We start from the raw sequence: 20,392 nt of genomic DNA on the forward strand, positions 1-20,392 counted from the left end.
CTTCGGGTTCGGCATGATTGGTACTGTCCCGCCCCACAGCCCGTGTCCCTCCATCCGGACCTCGATCCCGGCAGTCCGGGAGGCCGTAGCGGCCGTGTCCACCGGGTCACCGGGGAAACCGATGTGCGGGTGCGCCTGGATCTCGATGGCAGCGGCGCCTGCCAGGTGAGCACCGGGGTGCCGTTCCTGGATCACATGCTGCATCAGCTGGCCAGCCATGGCCTGCTCGACCTGGAGATCAGCGCCCACGGCGACACCCACATCGACGACCACCACACCAACGAGGACGTGGGCATCGCCGTGGGCCAGGCCTTGGCGCAGGCCCTGGGCTCCCGCCGCGGCATCCATCGCTTCGGCCATTTCGTGGCGCCGCTCGATGAAGCGCTGGTTCAGGTGGCGCTTGATTGCTCCGGTCGCCCCCACCTCAGCTACGGGCTCACGATTCCGGCCCAGCGGATCGGCACCTACGAGACCGAGCTGGTGCGGGAGTTCTTCGTGGCGGTGGTGAACAACTCGGGCCTCACCCTGCACATCCGCCAGCTCGATGGCCTGAACTCCCATCACATCGTGGAGGCCTGCTTCAAGGCGTTTGCCCGGGCGCTGCGGCTGGCGGTGGAGATCGACCCGCGTCGGGCCGGTGCCGTACCCAGCAGCAAGGGGGTGCTGGAGCAGGCGGGCGCCGCTTAACACTCCTTTACGTGATGATGGGAGGAACGCCGTCCGCTCGCCCGTTCATGACCCTGGCCGCCAGCCGCCCCGACCATCCGGACGCACCGGAGTCCGCCGCGAGCCCCACCACCTACGCCCGCGCCGATTGGGCCAGTGCGTTCCGCAACGTGGGCAGCGAACTCACGGCGGCGCCGCTCACCGCCAGCAAGGGCTCCATCCCCAGTGAGCTCAGCGGCACCCTCTACCGCAACGGGCCGGGTCGGCTGGAGCGCGGCGGCCAGTGGGTGCACCACCCCTTTGATGGCGACGGCATGATCACCGCCGTGCGCTTCGACGGTGGCGGCGCCAGCGTCACCAACCGTTTCGTGCGCACCGAGGGCTGGCTGGCGGAGGAGGAGAAGGGCAGCTTCGTGTACCGCGGCGTGTTCGGTACCCAGAAGCCCGGCGGTCCCCTCGCCAATGCCTTCGATCTGCGGCTCAAGAACATCGCCAACACCCACGTGGTGCGGCTGGGCGACCGCCTGCTTGCGCTCTGGGAGGCGAGCCTGCCCCACGGCCTCGATCCCGACACGCTGGAGACCACCGGCCTCGAGCGGCTGGATGGCGTGCTTGCCGCCGGGGAGGCCTTCAGCGCCCACCCCCGCTTCGATCCCGGTCACCGGGGCGGCCCGCGCATGGTCACCTTCGGGGTGAAGGCGGGGCCCCGCAGCACGATCCGGCTGATGGAGTTCGACGCCTCCAGCAGCCAGGCCAGCAACGGCGAGGCCATCACCAGCCAGGACCCAAGCAGCCACGGCATCAGCGGCGATCACAGCAGCGGTCACCAGGGCAGCGTCACGCGCGGCAGTGGCCGCCTGCTGGCCGATCAGACCCGCAGCTTCAAGGGGTTCGCCTTTCTGCACGATTTCGCGATCACCCCCAACTGGGCCGTGTTCCTGCAGAACGCCATGGCCTTCAACCCGCTGGGCTTTGTGTTCGGCCTGAAGGGGGCCGCCCAGTGCCTGGCCTCCAAGCCCGGCGAGCAGGGTCAGTTCTGGCTGATTCCCCGCTCCGGAGAAGGCGAGCCCCTGCAGGTGCAGGCGCCGGCCGGCTTCGTGTTCCACCACCTCAACGCCTTCGAAGACCCCGGTGCCGGCGCCGCCGGCCAGGTGGTGGTGGATTCGATCTACTACGACGACTTCCCCACGATCGGCCCGGACACCGACTTCCGCGCCGTGGACTTCAGCACCCTGCCGGTGGGCCAGCTGCACCGCTGCCGCATCGATCTGGCCACCGGCACGGTGAGCAGCGAGCGGCTGGAGGAGCGCTGCTGCGAATTCGCGATGGTGAACCCTGCCCGCGTGGGGCTGGATGCCCGCTACGCCTGGATGGCGGTCACCCATCGGGAGCGGGGCAACGACCCGCTGCAGGCGATCGAGAAGCTTGACCTCCACTCCGGCGAACGCTGGGTATGGAGTGCGGCGCCGCGCGGCTTCGTCAGCGAGCCGCTGATGGTGCCCCGGCCGGCCGTTGGCGCCGGGTCCGCTCCGGCGGAAGACGACGGCTGGATCCTCTGCGTGGTCTGGAACGGTGCCCGCTCGGCCAGTGACCTGGTGATCCTGCGGGCCGACGACCTCACCGAGCAGGCGGTGATTCCCCTGCCCCTGGCCATCCCCCACGGGCTGCATGGCAGCTGGAGTGCGGCATGAACGCGCACCCGCACGCCACTGGCTCCGCCTCCAGCGCCGCTTCAGGCCTGGCGCCACAGCTCTTTTTGCGTCTGGGCCGGGTGCTGGTGACGGCCGGCCTGTGGCTGCTGGCAGTCGCAGCTCCGCTCGCTTTTCAGCCGGCGGCCGCTGCTGCTGCGCTGTTCCACCTGGTGGGGCCGGTGCCTGAGGAGCTCGGCCTGCACGACGAGCGCCTTTCCACCTGCACGGCGCCAAGCCATTGCGTTCGCCAGGACTGGCCCCTCGCCGATCCGCTGGACGGTCTGCGCCAGCTGCTGCCGGTGCTGAAGGCCACGCCGGGGATCACGGTGGAGCGCTTCGAGGAGGAGCCGGAGGCGGCCTATCTCCACGCCACCGCAGAAAGCCGCCTGTTCGGCTTCATCGACGACCTCGAACTGGCGGCCGATGCCCGCAGTGGCGTGCTGCAGGTGCGCTCGGCCTCACGCCTCGGGGATTCAGACCTGGGGGTGAACCGAGCGCGGCTGGAGAGCCTGAAGCAGGCCCTCGATGCCGGGCTCAGCCCCGCTGCTGCCGGCTGAGGGTGGCGGCGGAGAACACATGACCCAGCTCGGCGGCAATCAGCACCACCGCAGCGGGATCGGCGGCCCCGTCCACCCTGGCCTTGAGCGCGGGATCGCCTTCCACCTGCAGCAGGAACGCGTTCAGTTGGGCTTTGGACATGGTCGTTGACGGCGGAGGCCTGACTCCGTCCTACTCGGGGGCGCTGAGCGCCCCCGGGCCTCAGACGTTGCCGAAGGCCACCTGGCAGGCGGCATTAAGCAGTTCCGCCTCCGCGGCGGACTGGGGCTGGCGGCCATCCAGCAGGCCGGCGTTGCAGTCGGCCGTGAGCTGGTAGGTGCCGCCGTCGGCGGTAACGGCGAAACTCACCACCGAGCTGCTGGTTGGCACCACCGAAGCGAAGATCAGCTGGTAGCTGCTGTTCGGCACCAGGATGTAGGTCTGGTTGGCGCTGATGGCTGAATTGACGGCGTTGTTGATGATTGAAGCAGTGGCGAGGGTGGCGATGCCCCAGGTGGCGGCGCGGGCGCCCCACCAGCCCCATGTTGGGGTGCTCCAACCGCCATACCAGCCGTAGTTCCACGGCCGCGCCACGCCCCAGCCTGGCCGCGCCCAGCCGGCATTGACGTTCACGTTGTTGATGTTGACGCGCCGATCCCAGTTGACGTTGGCGGTGCGATTCACGTTGACGTTTCTGTTGATATCGCGATTCACCTCCCGATTCACGTTCCAGTTGTTGTCCAGATTGCGATTCACACTACGGTTGGTGTCGCGGTTCAGGTTGCGGTTGCCGGCCACGGTGTTGCCGCTGGGCCGGTTGAGCGAGGGGTTTAGGCCGGGTTGACGCACTTGGTTGCTCCAGCCGCCGCTGGGCCTGGAGGAACCACGGCTGAGACCGCTACTGGCGTTGCTAAAGCCTGTGTTGCCCCTGCTGCCGCCCTGGGATCCAAGGCTGGCCCGTGAGGCACCACCCCCACCACCTCCACCACCACGGGAGCCGCCGCCGCGGGAGCCACCACCACCTCCCCGAGCGATCAGGTGTGTGGGAGGGGAGGCAGTTTCCGTTGAGGAATCAAAAGCGAAGCCGGCACCAGCGGGAAGTGTGACCATGCCAGCCAACACAAGGGCGAATCCGGAGAGTTGGTTCATTTCAGGACCAGATCACATCCGTCGTCGTAGCAGCTCGCGTTGGTGCGCCCGCTGCTGTCGAAGTGCACGCGAACCAGATCCCGCCCAGTCATCAGATCGGGCCGGTTCTCTTGCACGCTGTTGAGGTAGTTGGGATTGACGACGCAGAGATCCCGGCCGTTGAAGCACACCGTGTTGGCTGAAAACCGTGCCGACGCGCTTTGCAGGGTCTCCCACTTCTTGCGCTCGGCGTTGTAGAGCTCCATTTTCAGAGGGGAGTCGGTCACACGGATCGTTTTGGTCACTGCGCCGATGCGGTGTCGATACAACGTGACGCTGCCGAAATCCTCGGCTTCAACTGTGCAGGCCTGGGGATCCGCTCCCGCCAGGCTGCATCTGGTGGAGAGCTTGTAGAGCAACTCTGCACAGGCCGGTGCCGCAAGCAGGGCGAGTGCGCAGCTCGCCAGAGCTCCGCTGAACAGGACGATCGCTTTCTGGGGCATTGGGGTGGAAGGCTTCACCCTGCGGACAACCGCAGGGTGGAGGTAGGTGTTGCCTCACTGTGGCCGGGACGACTACATCGCCGCCACGGAGCGAATGGGTCCGCAACATTCTGACTCACATCCAGCGGCGCCGATCTTCGGAACCCAGGCGAGGACGTGGGTTGGTGGACACGGTGGGGCCCTGAAGGTACGTGAAACCTGTTGGCATGATCCGCTTGAGCCCCGGTCTCTCGCTGAATCCAACTTGGAGTCAACTCCCTGCATGATGATGGTGTTGAGGGTATGGGTGAGTGCCGATCTCCACAGCGTCCGGGTTGTGCGCATCGCCCAAAGAATCGTATTTGCAGCGCGGGCTTTCAACTACTCCGGCGACGTCCCCTCCTTTGGCAGGAGAACGTTGTTCTCGTGAAGAAAGGCCACGGGCAACGCCTCGCCCCCAGCCTGCTGGAAAGGGTGGCGCGCGACACCTGCAATGGGCAGATGTCTTCGCCGCCCCGATGGGCGCATCTCGATCGCCATCACCACCCCACGCGCATCCTGACCTGTGCCATCCGATTCAGGCCCGCAGCCGCTGCCGTTTTCGCCAGCGCACAAAGGGCAGCGCCAGCGCCACGGCCGGATTCACAACGGCCTCGCACCGGTGATCAACAGGATCAGGGCGACGCTGCCGATCAGGGTGAGGGCCATGGCGGTGGCGATGCCGATCGAGGTCTGGTCGACATAGACGAAGTCGTCACGCTGGAGCCGCTTGAGCGTGCGCAGGTGTTCCCGTGCGGCGGCGGCCATGGCCAGGATGCCGGTGAGCACGAAGCCGATCGCCACCAGCCGCACGCCGAGGCCGGCATGGACGGGCCGCTCGAAGCGATTGGTGTTGATGGCGCCGATGATCTTGTCGAGGCCGAAACCGAAGCTGATCAGCGCCAGGCAGGTGCGGATCCAGGCCATCAAGGTGCGCTCTGCCGCCGCCCGGTTGCGTTCCTTGGCCAGCTCGTTGGTGAGATTGACCGCCATCAGGGCTGCAGCAGCGGCCCGAGCTGCGGCAGCAGCGCCGCCAGGGCCCGGCCGCGGTGGCCGAGGCGGCGTTTCAGATCGAGGTCCATCTCCGCGAAGGTGAGGCCGGCCTCCGGCACCAGAAACACCGGGTCGTAGCCGAAGCCGCCGCTGCCGCGCGGCGCCGTGAGGATCTCCCCAGGGCAGATCCCTTCCACCGTGAGCACGGTGTGGCCGCTGGGATCTGCCAGAGCCAGGGCGGCGGTGAAGCAGGCGCGGCGGTTGGCGGTGGGCGCCTGGGCTGCAGCTTGTTCGCCCAGTTCCCGCAGCAGCCGGGCGATGCGCTCGCTGTCGCTGGCGGCGTAGCGGGCCGAATGGATGCCCGGGGCACCGCCGAGTGCCTCAACACTCAGGCCCGAGTCGTCGGCGAGTGCCCAGCAGCCGGTGGCCAATGCCACGGCTTCAGCCTTGAGCCGGGCATTGGCGGCAAAGCTCTCGCCTGTTTCCTCCACCTCGAAGCCACTGGGCTGGGGGCGCACATCAAGCGGTGGCAGGCCGGCGGCGCGGGCCGCCTCGCCGTTGAGGGCGGCGTTGAATTCCCGCAGCTTGCCGGCATTGCCGCTGGCCAGCACCAGCACGGTGGCGGGTGAGCCGGGCGGGGTGGTGGGGGTCATGCCGCCTCCGCGTACTGGCGCGCCCAGGCGAGCACCGCGGCCACCCGCTCGGGGCTGGGGCCTTCGCAGTAGAGACGCAGCAGCGGTTCGGTGCCGGAGAAGCGCAGCATCAGCCAGTGGCTGGCGCCGAGCCGCAGCTTGACGCCATCGGTGCGGATCACCTCCAGCACCGGCGCGCCGGCCACCTCCGTGGGGGCGGCATCGGCCAGCTGGTGTTCCAGCCGCTGGCGGGTGGCCATGTCCCGCAGCCGCAGGTCGAGGCGGTCGTAGGTGCCGGCGCCGCCGTGGGCCTCGCGCAGCTGATCGAGTCGCTCGCCCAGCGGCAGCCCCCCTTCCACCACCGCTTCCACTACCAGCAGGGCCACGAACAGGGCATCCCGCTCCGGCAGGTGCATGCCCAGCCCCACCCCACCGGATTCCTCCCCGCCGATCAGCACATCGCCGCTCAACATCTCGGCGGCGATGTACTTGAAGCCCACCGGCTTCTCGATCACGCGCCGGCCGAGGCCTTCGGCCACCTGCTGCATCAGGTCGGAGCCGCTCACGGTTTTGACCACGGCGCCGGGCAGGCCGCGGGCGCGGGCCAGGTGATCGATCAGCAGTGGCATCAGCAGCTGGGTGCTGCAGTAGCGGCCCCGCTCGTCGATGGCGGCGATGCGGTCGCCGTCGCCATCGAACACGATGCCCAGCGCCGGCTGGCCGGCGGCGGTGCTGGCCCGCACCGCTGCGATCAGTTCGCCCAGATAAGGCTCCAGCGGTTCGGGGGGATGGCCGCCGAACAGCGGATCGCGGTTCGAGCGGATCTCCTGGATGCCGCCGGTTTCAGCCGGGTGGGGTGCAGCGGCAGGCGGCTGGCCCAGCAGCGCCGGCAGGCCACCGGCGGCCGAGCCGTGCATGGGATCCACGATCACCGCCATGCCCAGCCGTGCCAGGCCCTGGCGCAGGGCGCCGGTGTCGACCAGCCGGCGCAGCCCCGCCAGGTAGCCGGCCCAGCCATCGAAGCGGGGGGTGTCGCCGGCGATCGGCACGGTGATGCCGCCGGCCTCCAGGCGCTTCTCCACCCGGGCAGTGAAGTCGCCTTCCACCGAGCCGCCGAAGTGGCCCTTGATCTTGAGCCCGAGCCATTCCGGTGGGTTGTGGCTGGCGGTGATCACCAGGGCGCCCAGGGCGCCGCGCTCCACCACCGCCCAGCTGCAGGCGGGGGTGGGCACGGGCGTGTCGGTGAGCAGGGGCTCCAGGTCGGCGCCCCGCACGGCGGCGGCGATCGCCTCGGCCAGTTCGGGCGCGAGGAAGCGGCGGTCGTAGCCGATCACCACCTCCCGGCTTTGCAGGCCCGGCGGGGCGGAATGCTCCAGCTCGCGGGCGGCGGCGGCTGCCACCGGCAACAGCCGCTCCACCGTGATGTCGACGCCAAGGATGCCGCGCCAGCCATCGGTGCCGAACCGGATCGGGCTGGGCTCCAGGGGCAGGGGGGCGGACGCCATGGGGGGGAGGGGAAGTGCCAGGGTCGTAGCAGCGTGACGCATCCTGCGGGGCAGAGCGCGTGCCGGCCTCTGGGCAGGCCACCGTTCCCTTTAGCTTGGCCGCATGCCTTCCGCCCACCCCGATCGGGTGCTCACCGACCGGTTGCTGCGCAGCTGGGTCCGCTGCCGTCGCCGCGCCTGGCTCGACCGCCATGGCCCCCAGGAGCGACGACTCTGGACGGCCCACCGCACCCTGCAGCTGGACGATCAGCAGCGCTGCTTTGTGCAGTTGCTGGGCCGCAAGCCCCAGCGGGGTGAGGCGGGTTGCGCCGCCGCCGCGCCCGCCGTGGTGGGGCTGCGCCTGGTCGGCGAGGGCCCGGGCGGGCTGGCGCTGCAGGCCCACCCGCCCCTGCTGCTGCGCACCACCGGCAGCAGCCGCTGGGGCGCCCATGCCTATCTGCCGGTGATGGCGCGCCACGGCCGGCGGCTCACGCGGGAACACCGCCTGCTGATGACGCTCTGGGGCCGGCTGCTGGGGGAGCACCAGGACGCCAGCGTGGGAGAGGGCCTGGTGCTGGCCCACGGCGCCCGCGGGCTGGAGCAGGAACACCTGGCGCTGGGCCCTGGACTGCAGCGCCAGCTCGACGACAGCCTGCCGAAACTGGCGGACGATCTGCAACGGTCTCAGCCGCCACCGCTGGTCAACGACCGCAAGAAGTGCGTGCTCTGCTCCTGGCGGGGCCTGTGCGACCAGGAGGCGGCCCAGCAGGGCCACCTCAGCGAAGTGAGCGGCATCGGCGGCAAACGCCGCGAGCTGCTGCTGGATCTCCATGTGGGCGGGGTGGCGGATCTGGCGGCGGCCGACCCCGGTGCCCTGGCCGATGCGCTGGAGGTGCACGGCGAGCAGCACCGTGAGGTGGCTGAGCGGCTGGTGGCCCAGGCGCGGGTGCAGCGCGACGGCGCTCCGCAACGGATCGCGCCTCTCCCCGGCCAGCCCCTGCTGGCGCTGCCGGAGCTGGCCGCGGCCCCCGGCGTGCTCGTCTACGACATCGAATCCGACCCGGACGCCCGCGACGACTTTCTGCACGGCTTTCTGCGGATCGAGCGGCAGGCCGATGGCCGCTGGCCCACGGCCGCCGCCGCCGGCAGCCGTTACCAGCCGCTGCTGGCCCTGCATGAGCACGGCGAAGCCTTGCTGTGGCAGCGCCTGCGGCGGGCGCTGGCGCGCAGCCCGGGGTGGCCCCTGCTCCACTACGGCGAAACCGAGGCGGTGGCGCTGGTGCGGCTTGCCCAGCGCCAGGGCGCCAGCGAACGGGAGGTGGCGGCGCTGCGGGCGCGGTTGGTGGACCTGCACGTGCGCCTGCGGCGCCACTGGTTGCTGCCGGTGAGCAGCTACGGGCTCAAGGGGGTGGCTGGCTGGCTCGGCTTCCGTTGGAGCCAGAAGGGGGTGGATGGGGCCCGCTGCCTGCTGTGGTGGCGCCAGTGGCGCGGCGATGGCACCGCTGCGGGTCGCGGCAGCCACCACAACCTGCGCTGGATCCTCCGCTACAACCACGACGACGTCCGGGCCACCTGGGCGGTGGCCCGCTGGTTGCTGGAGCAGGACCAATCGCCCCCGCACCAGGACCCGCCGGCACCACTGGCTTAGAGCTTGCCCGCCCCGCCGCCGGCGCCCACCGGCGGGGTTACGAACGCCTCCGGGATGGAGAGCGCCAGTACCAGCCCGCCCTCGGCCTGCAGGCCCGCCTCCGCCAGTGCCTGCCGCCGCACCAGGGCCAGCCCCAGCCAGCAGGCCGGCTGCTGAGCAGTGGCGGGCAGCTCCAGACAGGAGGTGATGCGCCCGGCCCGGTCGCCCGCATAGGTGTGCAGGCTGCCGCCCGGCAGCGGCAGCGGGCCACCGGCGGGAGGCGTGCACACCCAGCGGCGCAGTTGCTGCTTGACGCCGTCGTAGGTGGCCAGCTTGGCCAGGGTTTCCTGGCCCACGTAGCAGCCCTTCGAGAGGCTCACCCGCGCCGCCAGGCCCAGCTCGAACGGGTTCACCTCCTCGTTGATCTCGGCGGGCGCAGCGGGGTGACCGCCCTGAAGCCGCCAGCGCTCGGCCTCGGCGGCAGAGAGATCCGGCAGCGCCTGGAGCGCCTCCGGCTCCGGCGCCTCGTCCGGCAGCACCAGCCGGCCGCCCGGCAGCAGGAAGCCCTCGGTGCCGCCGGCAGCCCCAAGGGGTTGCCACTGCCCGGGCGACGCCAGCAACGGCTCGGGAGCCTCGAGCAGCGTGAACAGGCTCACAGGCAGGGGCGCCCCCAGCACCACCTGATCGGCCGGAAACAGCACCCGATCGAGTGCCTGATGCACGGCGGCGCCATCACCTGCGCTCACCAGCAGCCAGGCGCCTGCGCCGTCCACCAGCACCTCGGCCAGCGCGCGCAGACGGCCGGTGGGGCTGATGCAGCAGGTGGCCAGGCACTGGCCGCTCCGGGCCCGCTCCAGGTCCTGGCTGGTCTGGCCGTGCAGGAAGCGCAGGGTGTCGGCCCCTTCCAGGCGGATCAGCACCGCCGGCTGCTGCAGACGGCTGGGGCGGGGCGGCTGCCAGGCCCATGGGTCGGGCTGGGGATGGGGCGTCACGGTGGGGGAGCATCCGGCGCCCTTACCCTTGCAAATCACCGCCGGGATCGGGGCGGGATCAGTTGCTGGCGGTTGGGGAGTGGTTGCTTGCGGCTGCTTCGTTGTTGCCGGCGGCCGCGGCGATCTCCTCCAGCAGGAACAGGCTGCGCAGTTCCAGCCCGGCTGCGGTCATCGCCTCGAGGCCGCCTTCCTGCCGATCCACGATCGTGACCACCCGCTGCACCACATAGCCGGCCTCCCGCAGTTGCCGCACCGCCTTGAGCGACGACCCGCCGGTGGTGACCACGTCTTCCAGCACGGTGATCGTGCTGCCGGCGGCGGGGAGGGGGCCTTCCAGCCAGGCACCGGTGCCGTGGCCTTTTGCCTCCTTGCGCACGATCAGGGCATCCAGCGGCCGCCCCACCAGCGCCGCCGCCAACGCGACGCCGCTCACCAACGGATCGGCGCCGAGGGTGAGCCCGGCGACGGCCAGCGCGCCGTCTTCCACCTGCTCCAGCATCAGCTCCGCCAGCAGGGCCAGCCCGTAACCGCTGAGGCTCACCGGTTTGCAGTTCACGTAATGGTCGCTGCTGCGCCCGGAGGCCAGGGTGAAACGGCCATGGCGATAGGCGCGGTCGGCCAGCAGCGGCAGCAGGGCGCGGCGCCGTTCCGCCGGATCAGCGGGGGGCAGCGGGGTGGCCGGAGCGGCGGCAAGGGAGTCGGGAACGGCGGACACTGGCAACTTTCCGGCTTGCTGACTTAGTTTGCGCTCAAATAGCCAGCTCCTGCCTGCAACGGGCACGGGCGTCTCTGGTGCTTCCGATGACCCGCCCCACCCCTTCTGCTGTGGCTCCCACCCGCTCCGTTGCATCCCTGGCGTGGCCTTCCATGATGCGGCCGGGTCTCGTCGCATGGCTGGTGGCGGCTGGTGGCCTGGCGGTCATGACCACAGCCCCTGCGTTGGCCGACCCGGTGGTCTGCACCACAACGGTGGAGGCCGGTGCCTCCGGTTCGGGCCCAGGCCGCGCGGCGCCGGTGGAGGTCACCCGCTGCGGCGTGGTGGAAGCCACCGACACCCTCTTCATGCGGCGCGCCTTCAGTTGGCGCTCACCGTTTGCGGCGGGGGTGAACATCCTTCATCAGGCCACCGATATCCTCGGCATCGCGATGGGTGGGCCGGAAGGCAACCGCGTGATGGGGCTGGGCTTTCCTGATCAGGCGATCATCTGGGATGGGAGCGCCATCAACAACACCGTCAACGCGGCGATGGAAGAACTCAGCTCGCCGATTCCGTTTCGCACAGCTGACCTGCCCAGCCAGTTCACCGGCAGTCTGCAGGGTTCCGGTGAATCGATGGCACCGCATCAGCTGGATGATGGCGCAGTACCCCCGTCGATGTGGTCACGGCCGATCCGCGGCTTGTGGTGAGCGGCACGCTGGGGGTCTAGCAATCTGGTGAATGCAGCGGACTCATAATCCGCCTAAGCCGGGTTCGATCCCCGGGACCCCCATCAAACAATTGTCGCCGGCTCATTGCGGCGCAACCGGTGCGGCCTTCCGGAAGCAGCCTCCAGCTGGATTCATTCCACACCGCGCCGTTGACACCGCCCTCTGCCCCACTTAAGGAGAGGTCGGAGCCGATCGGTTCTGCTGTTTGTTTCCCGCACCGGAATCGATGAGCCTCGAGAGCTTTCGCGATGAACTGGCCAGCACAGCCTGCACCCTGGCGGCCCGGGGCAAGGGACTGCTGGCCGCCGATGAATCCACCGGCACGATCGGCAAACGCTTCGAGGCCATCGGTGTGGACAACACCGAGGCGAACCGCCGCGCTTACCGCAGCCTGCTGGCCACCACACCTGAGCTCAACGAGCACATCAGCGGCGTGATCCTGTTTGAGGAAACCTTGTTTCAAGACAGCGTGAATGCGCTCGGCGAACCAGGTGCGCCGCTCGTGGACTTGTTCCGCAGCAGCGGCATCGTTCCCGGCATCAAGGTGGACCAGGGTCTGGAGCCGCTGGCGGGCGGACTGGAGGGAGAGAGCTGGTGCACCGGCCTGAAGGGACTGCAGGAGCGGGCAACGCACGCCTATGTGCGCGGCGCCCGTTTCGCCAAGTGGCGGGCGGTGCTGAAGATTTCCGCCGAGGGATCCCCCTCGGATCTGTGCGTGCGCGAGAACGCCTGGGGCCTGGCCCGCTATGCGCGCACGGTGCAGGAGGCGGGGCTGGTGCCGATCGTGGAGCCGGAAATCCTGATGGATGGAGACCACGACATCGAAACCACTGCCGCCGTGCAGGAGTGGGTGCTGCGCACGGTGTACAGCGCCCTCAGCCACTGCGGTGTGTTCCTGGAGGGCAGCCTGCTGAAGCCGTCGCTCACCCTGCCGGGCATGGCCTGCGCCACCCCGCCCAGCCCCGAACTGGTGGCTGAATACACCTTGCGCACGCTGGAGCGCACGGTGCCGGTGAGTGTGCCGGCTGTGCTGTTCCTCTCCGGTGGCCTGAGCGAAGAGGAGGCGAGTGTGTATCTCAACGGCATCAATCAAGCCACCACGCCAGCGCCGTGGCACCTGGGCTTTTCCTACGGCCGTGCGCTGCAGCAGTCGTGCCTGAAGCACTGGGCTGGCCACGATCTGGCCTCCGGCCAGCAGGCGCTGTTGGCGCGTGCCCGGGCCAATGGCCTGGCGTCTCAGGGCCTCTATGCGCCCGGCTCAGAACCCTCCGATGGTGCGCCGTTGTTTGAGGCGAATTACAGCTATTAGGGGTGGGTTTTGATACGACATTGTGCGTTCCGGGCTGTGGGGTTGAATGCCTGACGATCTGAGCGGTTGACTGCTCGAGGACCTGAGGCCTGGGACGCTGGTCATGGATAAGGTCGTCGTCAGTTCCTGTATCGATTGACATCCATCTGCCGAATGGGTGGCAGATGGATGTTCTGCTCTTCCTTGATGGCCATGTAGGCAGGATGTAGATGGCAATGGCGTTTGGCTGTCGTGAGTGGCAGAAGGCAGTGGGAGCGCCCAGATCCCTCTTGGCTGTGATGGCAAATGTCTGGAGAGAGTCTAAGATTGAACACTATCAGTTGATCTCGTTGTGGCCTCAGTTGATTGCGGCGGATTCCTGCATCGCTACTTCTTGGAAAACTCTTCCAAGCTCATGCATAAATGGATTCATTACTTTGATATCTATGAGCGACATTTCTCAAGATTCCGCAACGCCGCTCCGGTGATCCTTGAGATCGGGGTTTTTGGTGGCGGTTCTTTAGCTATGTGGAAGGAGTATTTCGGTCCCGGCGCACAGGTTCTTGGTCTTGACATCAATCCAGAATGCAAGCAGCATGAGGGCGAAGGTGTTGACATCTTCATTGGTAGCCAGGATGATCCTGCGGTGATCGAGCGGATCCTCAGTCGCTATCCACGAATCGATATTGTCTTGGATGATGGCAGCCATCGGATGAGCCACATGGTCTCTTCGTTTGAATTGCTTTATGAACGCATTCATCCCAGAGGCGTGTACATGGTGGAAGATACGCATACTTGCTATTGGGATGAGTATGAAGGTGGGATTGGAAGATCGGGGAGCTTTATTGAGTTCGCGAAGGGAAAGATTGATGAGATCAATGCCGTGCATGCGCGGGGTGCCTTGCCGATTTCCTCATTCACCCGCACCACAGACTGCATCTCGATCTACGACAGTGTGGTCGTCTTTGAAAAGCAACCTCAAGGTACGAGGCAGGCACCGATTACAGAGCCATTATGATGTTTCGTCTTCAAGCGATGGGATCAATTTCTGGCTATTGGTCTTGTGGAATCGTTGGTCTTTTCCTTGGATCATTGAATTGATCATCGATCTTCCAATGGCTTCGCGGAGTCGCGGCGCGTTGTGGTCAGGTGTTTTTTCACAGAGCTGAGCCCAGGTCTTGTGAAGGCTCCCCGACGGTCGGTCCGATCGGGAGGATACCTGCGCACTTGTCAGCGAGAACCACTCAGCGAGAACCACGGGATCGAACACATCGGCTCTGCTGCCATTTTATCGTCAGCGACCATCTGGCTGATTATCTTTGGCCCATCTCCCCCACACCATGACCATGGTGATCTCAGCGCTCCAGCATCACCTCCTGCTCAGGATTCAGTCGTCCAACAAAAGCCTGCTGGCTTTTCACTTTCCTCCCATACAATCCAGCTCCCGGCTGGATCGGTGCGAGCGTGGGCCTGCTTCTTGTTTTGGTGGCGATCGGCCTGGTTGACAGTCTGTCGATGGTTCCCCTGGCTCTGGTGCCGATGACGGTGGCGCTTGGTAGCCGTCGTCCCGTGGCCCTTGCGGGTTCGTTTGTGGCGGGGGTTTATGTGGTGTATGTGTGCTTTGGCCTTTTGTTGTTGTTAGGAGCAGAAGCCTTCACAGCGCACTTCGGTGCAGGTCTTGCACGTCTCTGGAATCAACCCCAGGCACTGGAGTTGGTGATTCAGATCCTGGTGGGACTGTTGCTGCTGGCCTCCCCCTGGCTCATGCAGCGATCAACCACCGCCAAACCACAGGAGGCCCCAACAACCGGCAATTCACCGGCCGCCATGGCGGTGCTCGGGGGCAGCTTGGTGTTGGTGGGCCTTCCGGGCGCCGTGCCCTACCTCGCGGCTGTGGAGCGGATCGTGCAACATGACCCACAGGGGCTGGCGGGAGTCGCCTATCTCCTCGTTTACAACCTCATCTTTGTGCTGCCTCTGCTCAGCCTGATCGGGCTGCGTTTCCTCTTTCCCCAGCGGGCCGGCAGGATCTTTCAGTCGTTGGCCTCGCTCAGTCTGTCGGTGCTGCCGAAGCTCACAGCGGCGGTGGTGGTGGTGCTTGGCTTGGTGCTGGTGGCCGACGGCATCGGTTGGTTTCTCGGTCATCCCTTGCTGCCGGTGTCGAGCTGACGTGCACGAGTGGTTCATTCACCTGTGCCAGCTGCAATCCATCTCCGATCACCATGGTTTTGCATCCACGGGCCAGAGGATGGAAACCTCAACCCATCAGCAGAACCATCAGGAGCAGGCTCAGTCCCTGCCTGGCCTCAGTCCCTGCCTGGCAGTGGCTGGCAAGCTGCTGCCGCGCTTGTTCGTGATGTGGTTAGCGCGGAGTAGGCCTTTACCAATGATGACACTTGCCAGACAGGTGGGCCTCATTCAGTTATGTTTGCGCTTCGGATGATCGGTGTAGTCATGGGGTTGCAATCTATGTTTCTCAAGTCCTTGCGCTTGCTTCGTTCTGCTAGGCCGGTTCGGCGTTCGTTCCGTCTGCCGGGTGAATCTTCGCGGCCTCTTTCGGCGGCTTGTTCGGCGCCACACTCCTTGCAAAGGTCTGCGCGCCGCTGGTGGGCCATCCCCTTGCTGGTGATTCCGTTCACAGTGGCGCAGGCCCCAATCGCCTCCGCTCAGCCCACGAAGTTCGCCTTGGCCTGCATCGGCACCGAAACCGGTTATTCCGTGAACTTCGCTTATCGCTGGGGCAGCTCAGGTGAGTGGACGTCCGCCACCGTGGCACCCGGAAAGTGGCTGAAATTGACCTGGAACTACAAGTTTGCAGGCGAGAATAAATCGCCTGCGCTCAATGTGCGCTACGACGACAACACCACCGGCGTCACCAATATCGTACGCACCCCTCTGAAGGCTTACGCGGCCACCCAGTCCGATTGCGAAGACCAGGGTAAAACCTTTAACTTCTACCAGCGAGGCACGGAGCTGTACATCTCCGAGGAAGACTGACCACCGGCTTCGCTGATCGGGCGGCCTTACCTTCCTGGCCATTGCTGCTGCCGCCATGTCTGTCGTCGCTGCTGCTGCCTCCCTGCTGCAGGCAGTGGTTCTCCCCTGTGCGTCTGCTCTACAGTTGCTCTGACAGTTCCGGGGTTTGGGTGATGGGCTCAGTGCCTTTCATGACCTTGGGCTCAATGCTTTGCATGGCCTTGGGCACTGGCGCTCATCCACCCAGGCAGCTGTGCAAGCAGCTTTGCATCAGGAGTGATCAGTGCAACGACGCCGGGCCCTGTTTCTCTCCCATGGTGGTGGTCCATTGCCTTTGCTTGGTGATGCGGCCCATGCCGAAATGGTTGCTTGCCTGACAACCATTGCCGCCACGATCGAGCGGCCTTCCGCCATCCTTGTGGTGAGTGCCCATTGGGAAGAGCAGCAACCCACTGTGACTGCCGGCGCGAATCCGTCGCTTCTCTACGACTACAGCGGATTTCCAAACGAGTCGTACGAGATTCAGTATCCATGCCCAGGTGATCCGCCGCTGGCGTGCGCCATCGCTGCGGCGCTGGCTGAAGTTGGCATCGAGGCCCGCCTCACGACCACGAGAGGATTGGATCATGGCCTGTTCGTGCCTCTGAAGATCATGTTTCCCGCGGCAGAGATCCCGTGCGTGCAGCTGTCTTTGCTTCGCAGCCTGGACCCTGCCCAGCATCTGGCCCTGGGCCGTGCCCTGCAAGGCCTGGCAGATCCGGGGTTGCTGCTGATCGGTTCGGGCTTCTCCTTCCACAACATGAAGGCCTTCTTCACGCCCGATACAGCTGAATCCAAGGCGATGAATGGGGCCTTCGAGAACTGGTTGCTCGACACCTGTTCCAACCGCCAGCTCGCTGAACAGGAGCGCAGCCAGCGTCTGCTCCATTGGCAGGACGCCCCTTTTGCCCGCTACTGCCATCCCAGGGAAGAGCATCTTCTGCCGCTGCATGTCTGCTATGGCTATGCGGCCTCGGCCTGTTCCAGCAGCTACGAACTACAGATCCTTCACAAGCGAGCGTGCATGGTGCTCTGGGAGGTTGAGGCCTAGGAGGCTGCTGACACTGTCTGGGGAAGCCGGGTGATGCGGGGTGAACACTTCAAATCCATCTCCTGCTGCGCCCCTGAATGACTGCCGCTCGCCGAGATACGGCTTGAAGTGCCTCTCTGTTCAGCCTCACGGAATTGCAACGGGAGCGCCCAAACGTTGTTCCGCAGCTTCCCAGCTGTGCTTTCCCATCGGGGTTGTTCATGCCTGCAGCTGAGCCACCCGCTGCGGGGCGGGTGAGGCCCACAGATTCATGGCATGATGCTCATCATGCGATACGCCGACGGTCACAAGCAAGCTGTGCGTGAGCGCATCCTGCGCGCTGCCGCTGCTGAATTTCGCCGTCAGGGGCTCTCGGGTATCGGCATCCCGGCGCTGATGAAGCAGGCCGGCCTCACCCATGGCGCCTTCTATTCCCATTTCCAGAGCCGCGACGCCCTGGTGGCTGAAGCCATCCGCACGGCAGCCGCCGCCAGCGCCGAGGGCCCGCTGGCTGAGGAGCTTTCGCTGGAGCAGAGCCTTGCCTTCTACCTCTCGCCCGAGCACGTCGCTCACCCGGAGCGGGGCTGCGTGATCGCGGCGCTTGGGGGTGAGGGGGGTCGCCAGCCGGCGTCCGTGCGCGCCGCCTTTGCCGCTGCGGCCCATGGGTTGCTCGCGGCGATCGAGCGCAAGTTGCCCGCCCGTCCGCCCGCCAAAGTGCCCTGCGGGGACGAGCCCGGCGATCCCACCCCCAGTGATGCAGCGCTGCAGCTGGCGTCGGCCATGGTGGGAGCGGTGCTGCTGGCGCGCCTGGTCGACGATCCCGTTCTGGCCAGGCGCCTGCTGGAGGCGGTGGCCCGCCCTGTTGGCCCCTGAGCCGGAGGTGGCTGAGCTGGGCCATGCCCCTGCCGGATCCGTCCCCTCTCTTTTTCGCTCAATGGCATGACGCACGTCATGGCTAACAACCGGAACTGCCGCTCGCCTGCCGCTGCCTGTCCCCGCCGCGCTCCAATCCACTCCCCGCCTGTACACCAGCCGCGCTCCATCCGTTCCCCAGTCGTTCCAGCCGCTACCCAGCAATGACAGCCGCCCGTACCCGCCGTCAGCAGCATTTCCTCAGCCGCTACGGACCCTGGGCCGTGGTGACCGGGGCCTCTTCCGGCATCGGCCATGCCCTGGCCTGCCGCCTGGCGGAGACTGGGCTGAACCTGGTGCTGGTGGCCCGCAGCCGCCCTGCGCTCGATGGCCTTGCCGCCCAGCTCGCTGCCCGGCACGGCGTGCAGGTGCGCGTGCTGGATCTGGATCTGGCGCGGGACGACCAGCTCGCTGTGCTTCGTGCCGCCACGGATCCGCTGGAGGTGGGTCTGCTGGTGGCCGCCGCGGGTTTCGGCAGCTCGGGCCCCTTCCTCGATGCCGACCTCACCAGCGAAACCGAGCTGCTGATGGTGAACGGCCGAGCGCTGATGCAGGCCTGTTCCCATTTCGGGCGCCGCTTTCGCGCCCGGGGCCGGGGTGGTCTGGTGTTGCTCAGCTCGATCGTGGGCTTTCAGGGGATGCCCTACGCCGCCCATTACGCCGCCACCAAGGCCTACGTGCAGGCCCTGGCGGAAGCGCTGCAGGTGGAGCTCAGCGCCTGCGGCGTGGATGTGCTGGCGGCTGCGCCGGGGCCCACCCACAGCGGCTTCGCGAGCCGGGCCGGCCTGCGCCTTGGCCATGCTCTCGACCCCGAAGCGATCGCCCAGCCGATCCTTGAGGCCCTCGGGCGTCAAGGCACCGTGCTGCCCGGCGCCCTCTCCAAGCTGTTGACCTACGCCCTGGTCCCCCTGCCGCGCTGGGTGCGGGTGAGGATCATGGGCCAGGTCATGCGTGGGATGACCAGCAAACCCTCACCAGCAACGAAGACAAGCAGGAGCTGAAGAGCGAGGACTGGGAAGCAACAACTGAGGTGCAGCACCAGCAGCGCCAGCATTAGCTGAGGAGCAGCCTCGAAGCAGAAGGCCCGAACCGGTCCTCCTGACCTGAACGATTCCTCCTGAAATGCCAAGGCCTGCGCGGCGCCACCCTGTCGGGGTTCAGCCCAGCCTGGCGAGCACACCTAGCAGGGCCATGACCAGCAGCACGATGCTGCTGGTGAAGCTGATCGCGAAACCGGCGGCCCGTTTCTCGGCCGCCTGGAGGTAGCCGACGGCGAAGGCCACGCGGCCTCCCACCCAGACGAAGCCCAGCGCTGTGGCCACCGGCTCACTGCTGAAGGCCACCGCCAGCCAGAAGCAGGGCAGGAAGACCATCAACTGTTCCAGAGTGTTCTGCTGCACCCGCAGCGCCCGCTCAAACGGTTCGGGACCCACCACCGAGGGCGGTTTGACGCCGTGCTTGACGCGAGCCGCGCCCACCAGCATCACGGTGGCAAGAAAGCCGACCATGGCCACGAGGGTGACCAGGGCCGGTAGTGGGGGAATCGGCATGTCCGCTCAGCGGGGAGATTCGATTCTCAGAGGGAGGTCGGAACAGCGGTGGCTGCGCGGGTGAGGGGCACGCTGCTGGACATGGCCGCGCTGCCGGCGGCTGCGGCGGTCTGGGGCTGGCGGGAGCCGAGCAGGCCGCTGAGGATGCCGGCATCAAAGGAGAAGCGGCCCGGGCCGTTCAGCAGGATCGCCAGGCTGCCGCCCAGGTACAGCACCACCAGTTCCAGGACGTAGATGTTGAAGCCGCTGGTGAGGATGTGGTGGTAAGCCGCCACGCCCATCGTTCCGGCCAGGGCCAGCGCACCGATCGGTGTGAAGAAACCCAGGATCACGCACCAGGAGCCGAGGATTTCCGAGAAGCCCGCCACTTCGGCGAAGAACACCGGGAAGGGCAGGTGCAACGGCACCACGTAATTGGTGGCGAAGGTCTGCGGATCTGCCAGCTTCTCCTGGCCGTGGTGGATCATCATCGCGCCGATGGCCAGGCGCAGGATCAGCAGGCCGGTGTTGGCGAGGAAGCCTTCCCGCAGCACGTAGCGGGACAGAAAGGAGGTCATGGGTGCAGCCGGAGCGGTGGTGAGGGGGGAAGAAGGGGGAAAGGGACGGGGGGCGGGAATTCTGAGAAAGGCGGAGCTGGCAGCGCCGGCTCAGAGCTGTTCCTGGGAAGGGCCGGCCAGACCGGCGGCCCAGAGGGCAACGGCCGCGGTGAGGAAACCGAGGAACACTTCCAGCAGGGTGAGGGTGGTCATGGACTTTTCATTTCTTTACACACGATGGCGCGACAGGTGAAGAAGTGTGAGGAGACCGGCTTGTGGGCGGGGTCGAGGTCGGGGGGTGGGGTCGGGGCCGAGCGGCTGCGGCGATGACGCGGGTGCGGACTTGGAGTCGTTGGGCCGCA

Annotated in this window: 22 protein-coding genes and 1 tRNA gene; 13 read left to right on the forward strand and 10 right to left on the reverse strand. The window is 66.9% G+C overall.

Translation table 11 applies throughout. The annotated features are described in order from the left end of the window. Positions 1-42 precede the first annotated feature (42 nt). The 3 genes from hisB to KBY86_RS09210 are packed head-to-tail and all read left to right on the forward strand — an operon-like array spanning position 43 to position 2,914. Positions 43-687, forward strand: coding sequence for an imidazoleglycerol-phosphate dehydratase HisB (hisB, locus tag KBY86_RS09200; RefSeq protein WP_255140916.1), 645 nt, complete (start codon positions 43-45; stop codon positions 685-687). 47 nt (positions 688-734) lie between these two features. Continuing rightward, positions 735-2,357, forward strand: a complete 1,623-nt coding sequence (locus tag KBY86_RS09205) for a carotenoid oxygenase family protein (RefSeq protein WP_255140917.1) — start codon at positions 735-737, stop codon at positions 2,355-2,357. After that, positions 2,354-2,914, forward strand: a complete 561-nt coding sequence (locus KBY86_RS09210) for a DUF1499 domain-containing protein (RefSeq protein ID WP_315855852.1) — start codon at positions 2,354-2,356, stop codon at positions 2,912-2,914. Before KBY86_RS09205 ends, KBY86_RS09210 begins: the two co-directional genes overlap by 4 nt. Here the strand turns inward: KBY86_RS09210 and KBY86_RS09215 are convergent. The 6 genes from KBY86_RS09215 to KBY86_RS09240 form a co-directional block, all read right to left on the reverse strand. Next, on the reverse strand, positions 2,892-3,056 hold the full coding sequence (locus KBY86_RS09215; protein ID WP_094514532.1) for a Nif11-like leader peptide family natural product precursor: 165 nt from the start codon (positions 3,054-3,056) through the stop codon (positions 2,892-2,894). The genes KBY86_RS09210 and KBY86_RS09215 overlap by 23 nt on opposite strands. Positions 3,057-3,116: 60 nt before the next feature. After that, a complete protein-coding gene (locus KBY86_RS09220; protein WP_094514535.1) occupies positions 3,117-3,743 on the reverse strand; it encodes a hypothetical protein in 627 nt (208 codons plus the stop codon). Positions 3,744-4,039: 296 nt separating this feature from the next. Further along, positions 4,040-4,543 (reverse strand): hypothetical protein, encoded by a 504-nt coding sequence (locus KBY86_RS09225; protein ID WP_158217487.1) that lies wholly within the window; start codon positions 4,541-4,543, stop codon positions 4,040-4,042. A 603-nt stretch (positions 4,544-5,146) separates the two neighbouring features. Continuing rightward, positions 5,147-5,536 carry a YidH family protein gene (locus KBY86_RS09230; RefSeq protein ID WP_255140918.1) on the reverse strand — a complete coding sequence of 130 codons (390 nt, stop codon included), beginning with the start codon at positions 5,534-5,536 and terminating at the stop codon, positions 5,147-5,149. Next, positions 5,536-6,189, reverse strand: a complete 654-nt coding sequence (gene rdgB, locus KBY86_RS09235) for an RdgB/HAM1 family non-canonical purine NTP pyrophosphatase (protein ID WP_255140919.1) — start codon at positions 6,187-6,189, stop codon at positions 5,536-5,538. The genes KBY86_RS09230 and rdgB overlap by 1 nt, the downstream gene beginning before the upstream one ends. Beyond that, entirely contained in the window at positions 6,186-7,673 is a 1,488-nt protein-coding gene (locus KBY86_RS09240) for a phosphoglucomutase/phosphomannomutase family protein (protein ID WP_255140920.1), read from the reverse strand. The genes rdgB and KBY86_RS09240 overlap by 4 nt, the downstream gene beginning before the upstream one ends. Before the next feature lie 103 nt (positions 7,674-7,776). Between KBY86_RS09240 and KBY86_RS09245 the strand changes: the two genes are divergently transcribed. Further along, the gene (locus tag KBY86_RS09245; RefSeq protein WP_255140921.1) at positions 7,777-9,300 is read left to right on the forward strand and encodes a TM0106 family RecB-like putative nuclease; all 1,524 of its coding nucleotides are present in this window, start codon (positions 7,777-7,779) and stop codon (positions 9,298-9,300) included. On the opposite strand, the gene KBY86_RS09250 is transcribed toward KBY86_RS09245, so the two are convergent. Continuing rightward, positions 9,297-10,271 (reverse strand): folate-binding protein YgfZ, encoded by a 975-nt coding sequence (locus tag KBY86_RS09250; RefSeq protein ID WP_255140922.1) that lies wholly within the window; start codon positions 10,269-10,271, stop codon positions 9,297-9,299. The genes KBY86_RS09245 and KBY86_RS09250 overlap by 4 nt on opposite strands. 58 nt (positions 10,272-10,329) lie before the next feature. Then, the gene (pyrE, locus tag KBY86_RS09255) at positions 10,330-10,941 is read right to left on the reverse strand and encodes an orotate phosphoribosyltransferase (RefSeq protein WP_255140940.1); all 612 of its coding nucleotides are present in this window, start codon (positions 10,939-10,941) and stop codon (positions 10,330-10,332) included. Between the two features lie 131 nt (positions 10,942-11,072). Between pyrE and KBY86_RS09260 the strand changes: the two genes are divergently transcribed. The 9 genes from KBY86_RS09260 to KBY86_RS09300 all read left to right on the forward strand — a co-directional run bounded on the left by KBY86_RS09260 (position 11,073) and on the right by KBY86_RS09300 (position 18,945). Further along, a complete protein-coding gene (locus KBY86_RS09260; protein WP_255140923.1) occupies positions 11,073-11,678 on the forward strand; it encodes an occludin/ELL family protein in 606 nt (201 codons plus the stop codon). Positions 11,679-11,688: 10 nt separating this feature from the next. Further along, positions 11,689-11,761, forward strand: a tRNA-Ile gene (locus tag KBY86_RS09265). A 164-nt stretch (positions 11,762-11,925) separates the two neighbouring features. Continuing rightward, positions 11,926-13,008 (forward strand): class I fructose-bisphosphate aldolase, encoded by a 1,083-nt coding sequence (locus KBY86_RS09270; RefSeq protein ID WP_255140924.1) that lies wholly within the window; start codon positions 11,926-11,928, stop codon positions 13,006-13,008. Between the two features lie 373 nt (positions 13,009-13,381). Next, positions 13,382-14,005 (forward strand): class I SAM-dependent methyltransferase, encoded by a 624-nt coding sequence (locus KBY86_RS09275; RefSeq protein ID WP_255140925.1) that lies wholly within the window; start codon positions 13,382-13,384, stop codon positions 14,003-14,005. Between the two features lie 446 nt (positions 14,006-14,451). After that, positions 14,452-15,156, forward strand: a complete 705-nt coding sequence (locus tag KBY86_RS09280; protein ID WP_255100295.1) for a GAP family protein — start codon at positions 14,452-14,454, stop codon at positions 15,154-15,156. 450 nt (positions 15,157-15,606) lie between these two features. Next, the gene (locus tag KBY86_RS09285) at positions 15,607-15,984 is read left to right on the forward strand and encodes a hypothetical protein (RefSeq protein WP_255140926.1); all 378 of its coding nucleotides are present in this window, start codon (positions 15,607-15,609) and stop codon (positions 15,982-15,984) included. Positions 15,985-16,324: 340 nt separating this feature from the next. Next, on the forward strand, positions 16,325-17,053 hold the full coding sequence (locus KBY86_RS09290; RefSeq protein WP_399221339.1) for a DODA-type extradiol aromatic ring-opening family dioxygenase: 729 nt from the start codon (positions 16,325-16,327) through the stop codon (positions 17,051-17,053). A 267-nt stretch (positions 17,054-17,320) separates the two neighbouring features. Beyond that, a complete protein-coding gene (locus KBY86_RS09295) occupies positions 17,321-17,905 on the forward strand; it encodes a TetR/AcrR family transcriptional regulator (RefSeq protein WP_255140928.1) in 585 nt (194 codons plus the stop codon). 203 nt (positions 17,906-18,108) lie between these two features. After that, complete coding sequence (locus KBY86_RS09300) at positions 18,109-18,945, forward strand: SDR family oxidoreductase (RefSeq protein WP_255140929.1); 837 nt, start codon at positions 18,109-18,111, stop codon at positions 18,943-18,945. A 156-nt stretch (positions 18,946-19,101) separates the two neighbouring features. Here KBY86_RS09300 and KBY86_RS09305 read toward each other — a convergent pair whose 3' ends face one another. Further along, the gene (locus KBY86_RS09305) at positions 19,102-19,494 is read right to left on the reverse strand and encodes an MAPEG family protein (protein ID WP_255140930.1); all 393 of its coding nucleotides are present in this window, start codon (positions 19,492-19,494) and stop codon (positions 19,102-19,104) included. 26 nt (positions 19,495-19,520) lie between these two features. Continuing rightward, a complete protein-coding gene (locus KBY86_RS09310) occupies positions 19,521-20,051 on the reverse strand; it encodes a DoxX family protein (protein WP_255140931.1) in 531 nt (176 codons plus the stop codon). Positions 20,052-20,392 lie beyond the last annotated feature (341 nt).

This window comes from Synechococcus sp. Lug-A (assembly GCF_024345655.1).
GTDB lineage: Bacteria > Cyanobacteriota > Cyanobacteriia > PCC-6307 > Cyanobiaceae > MW101C3.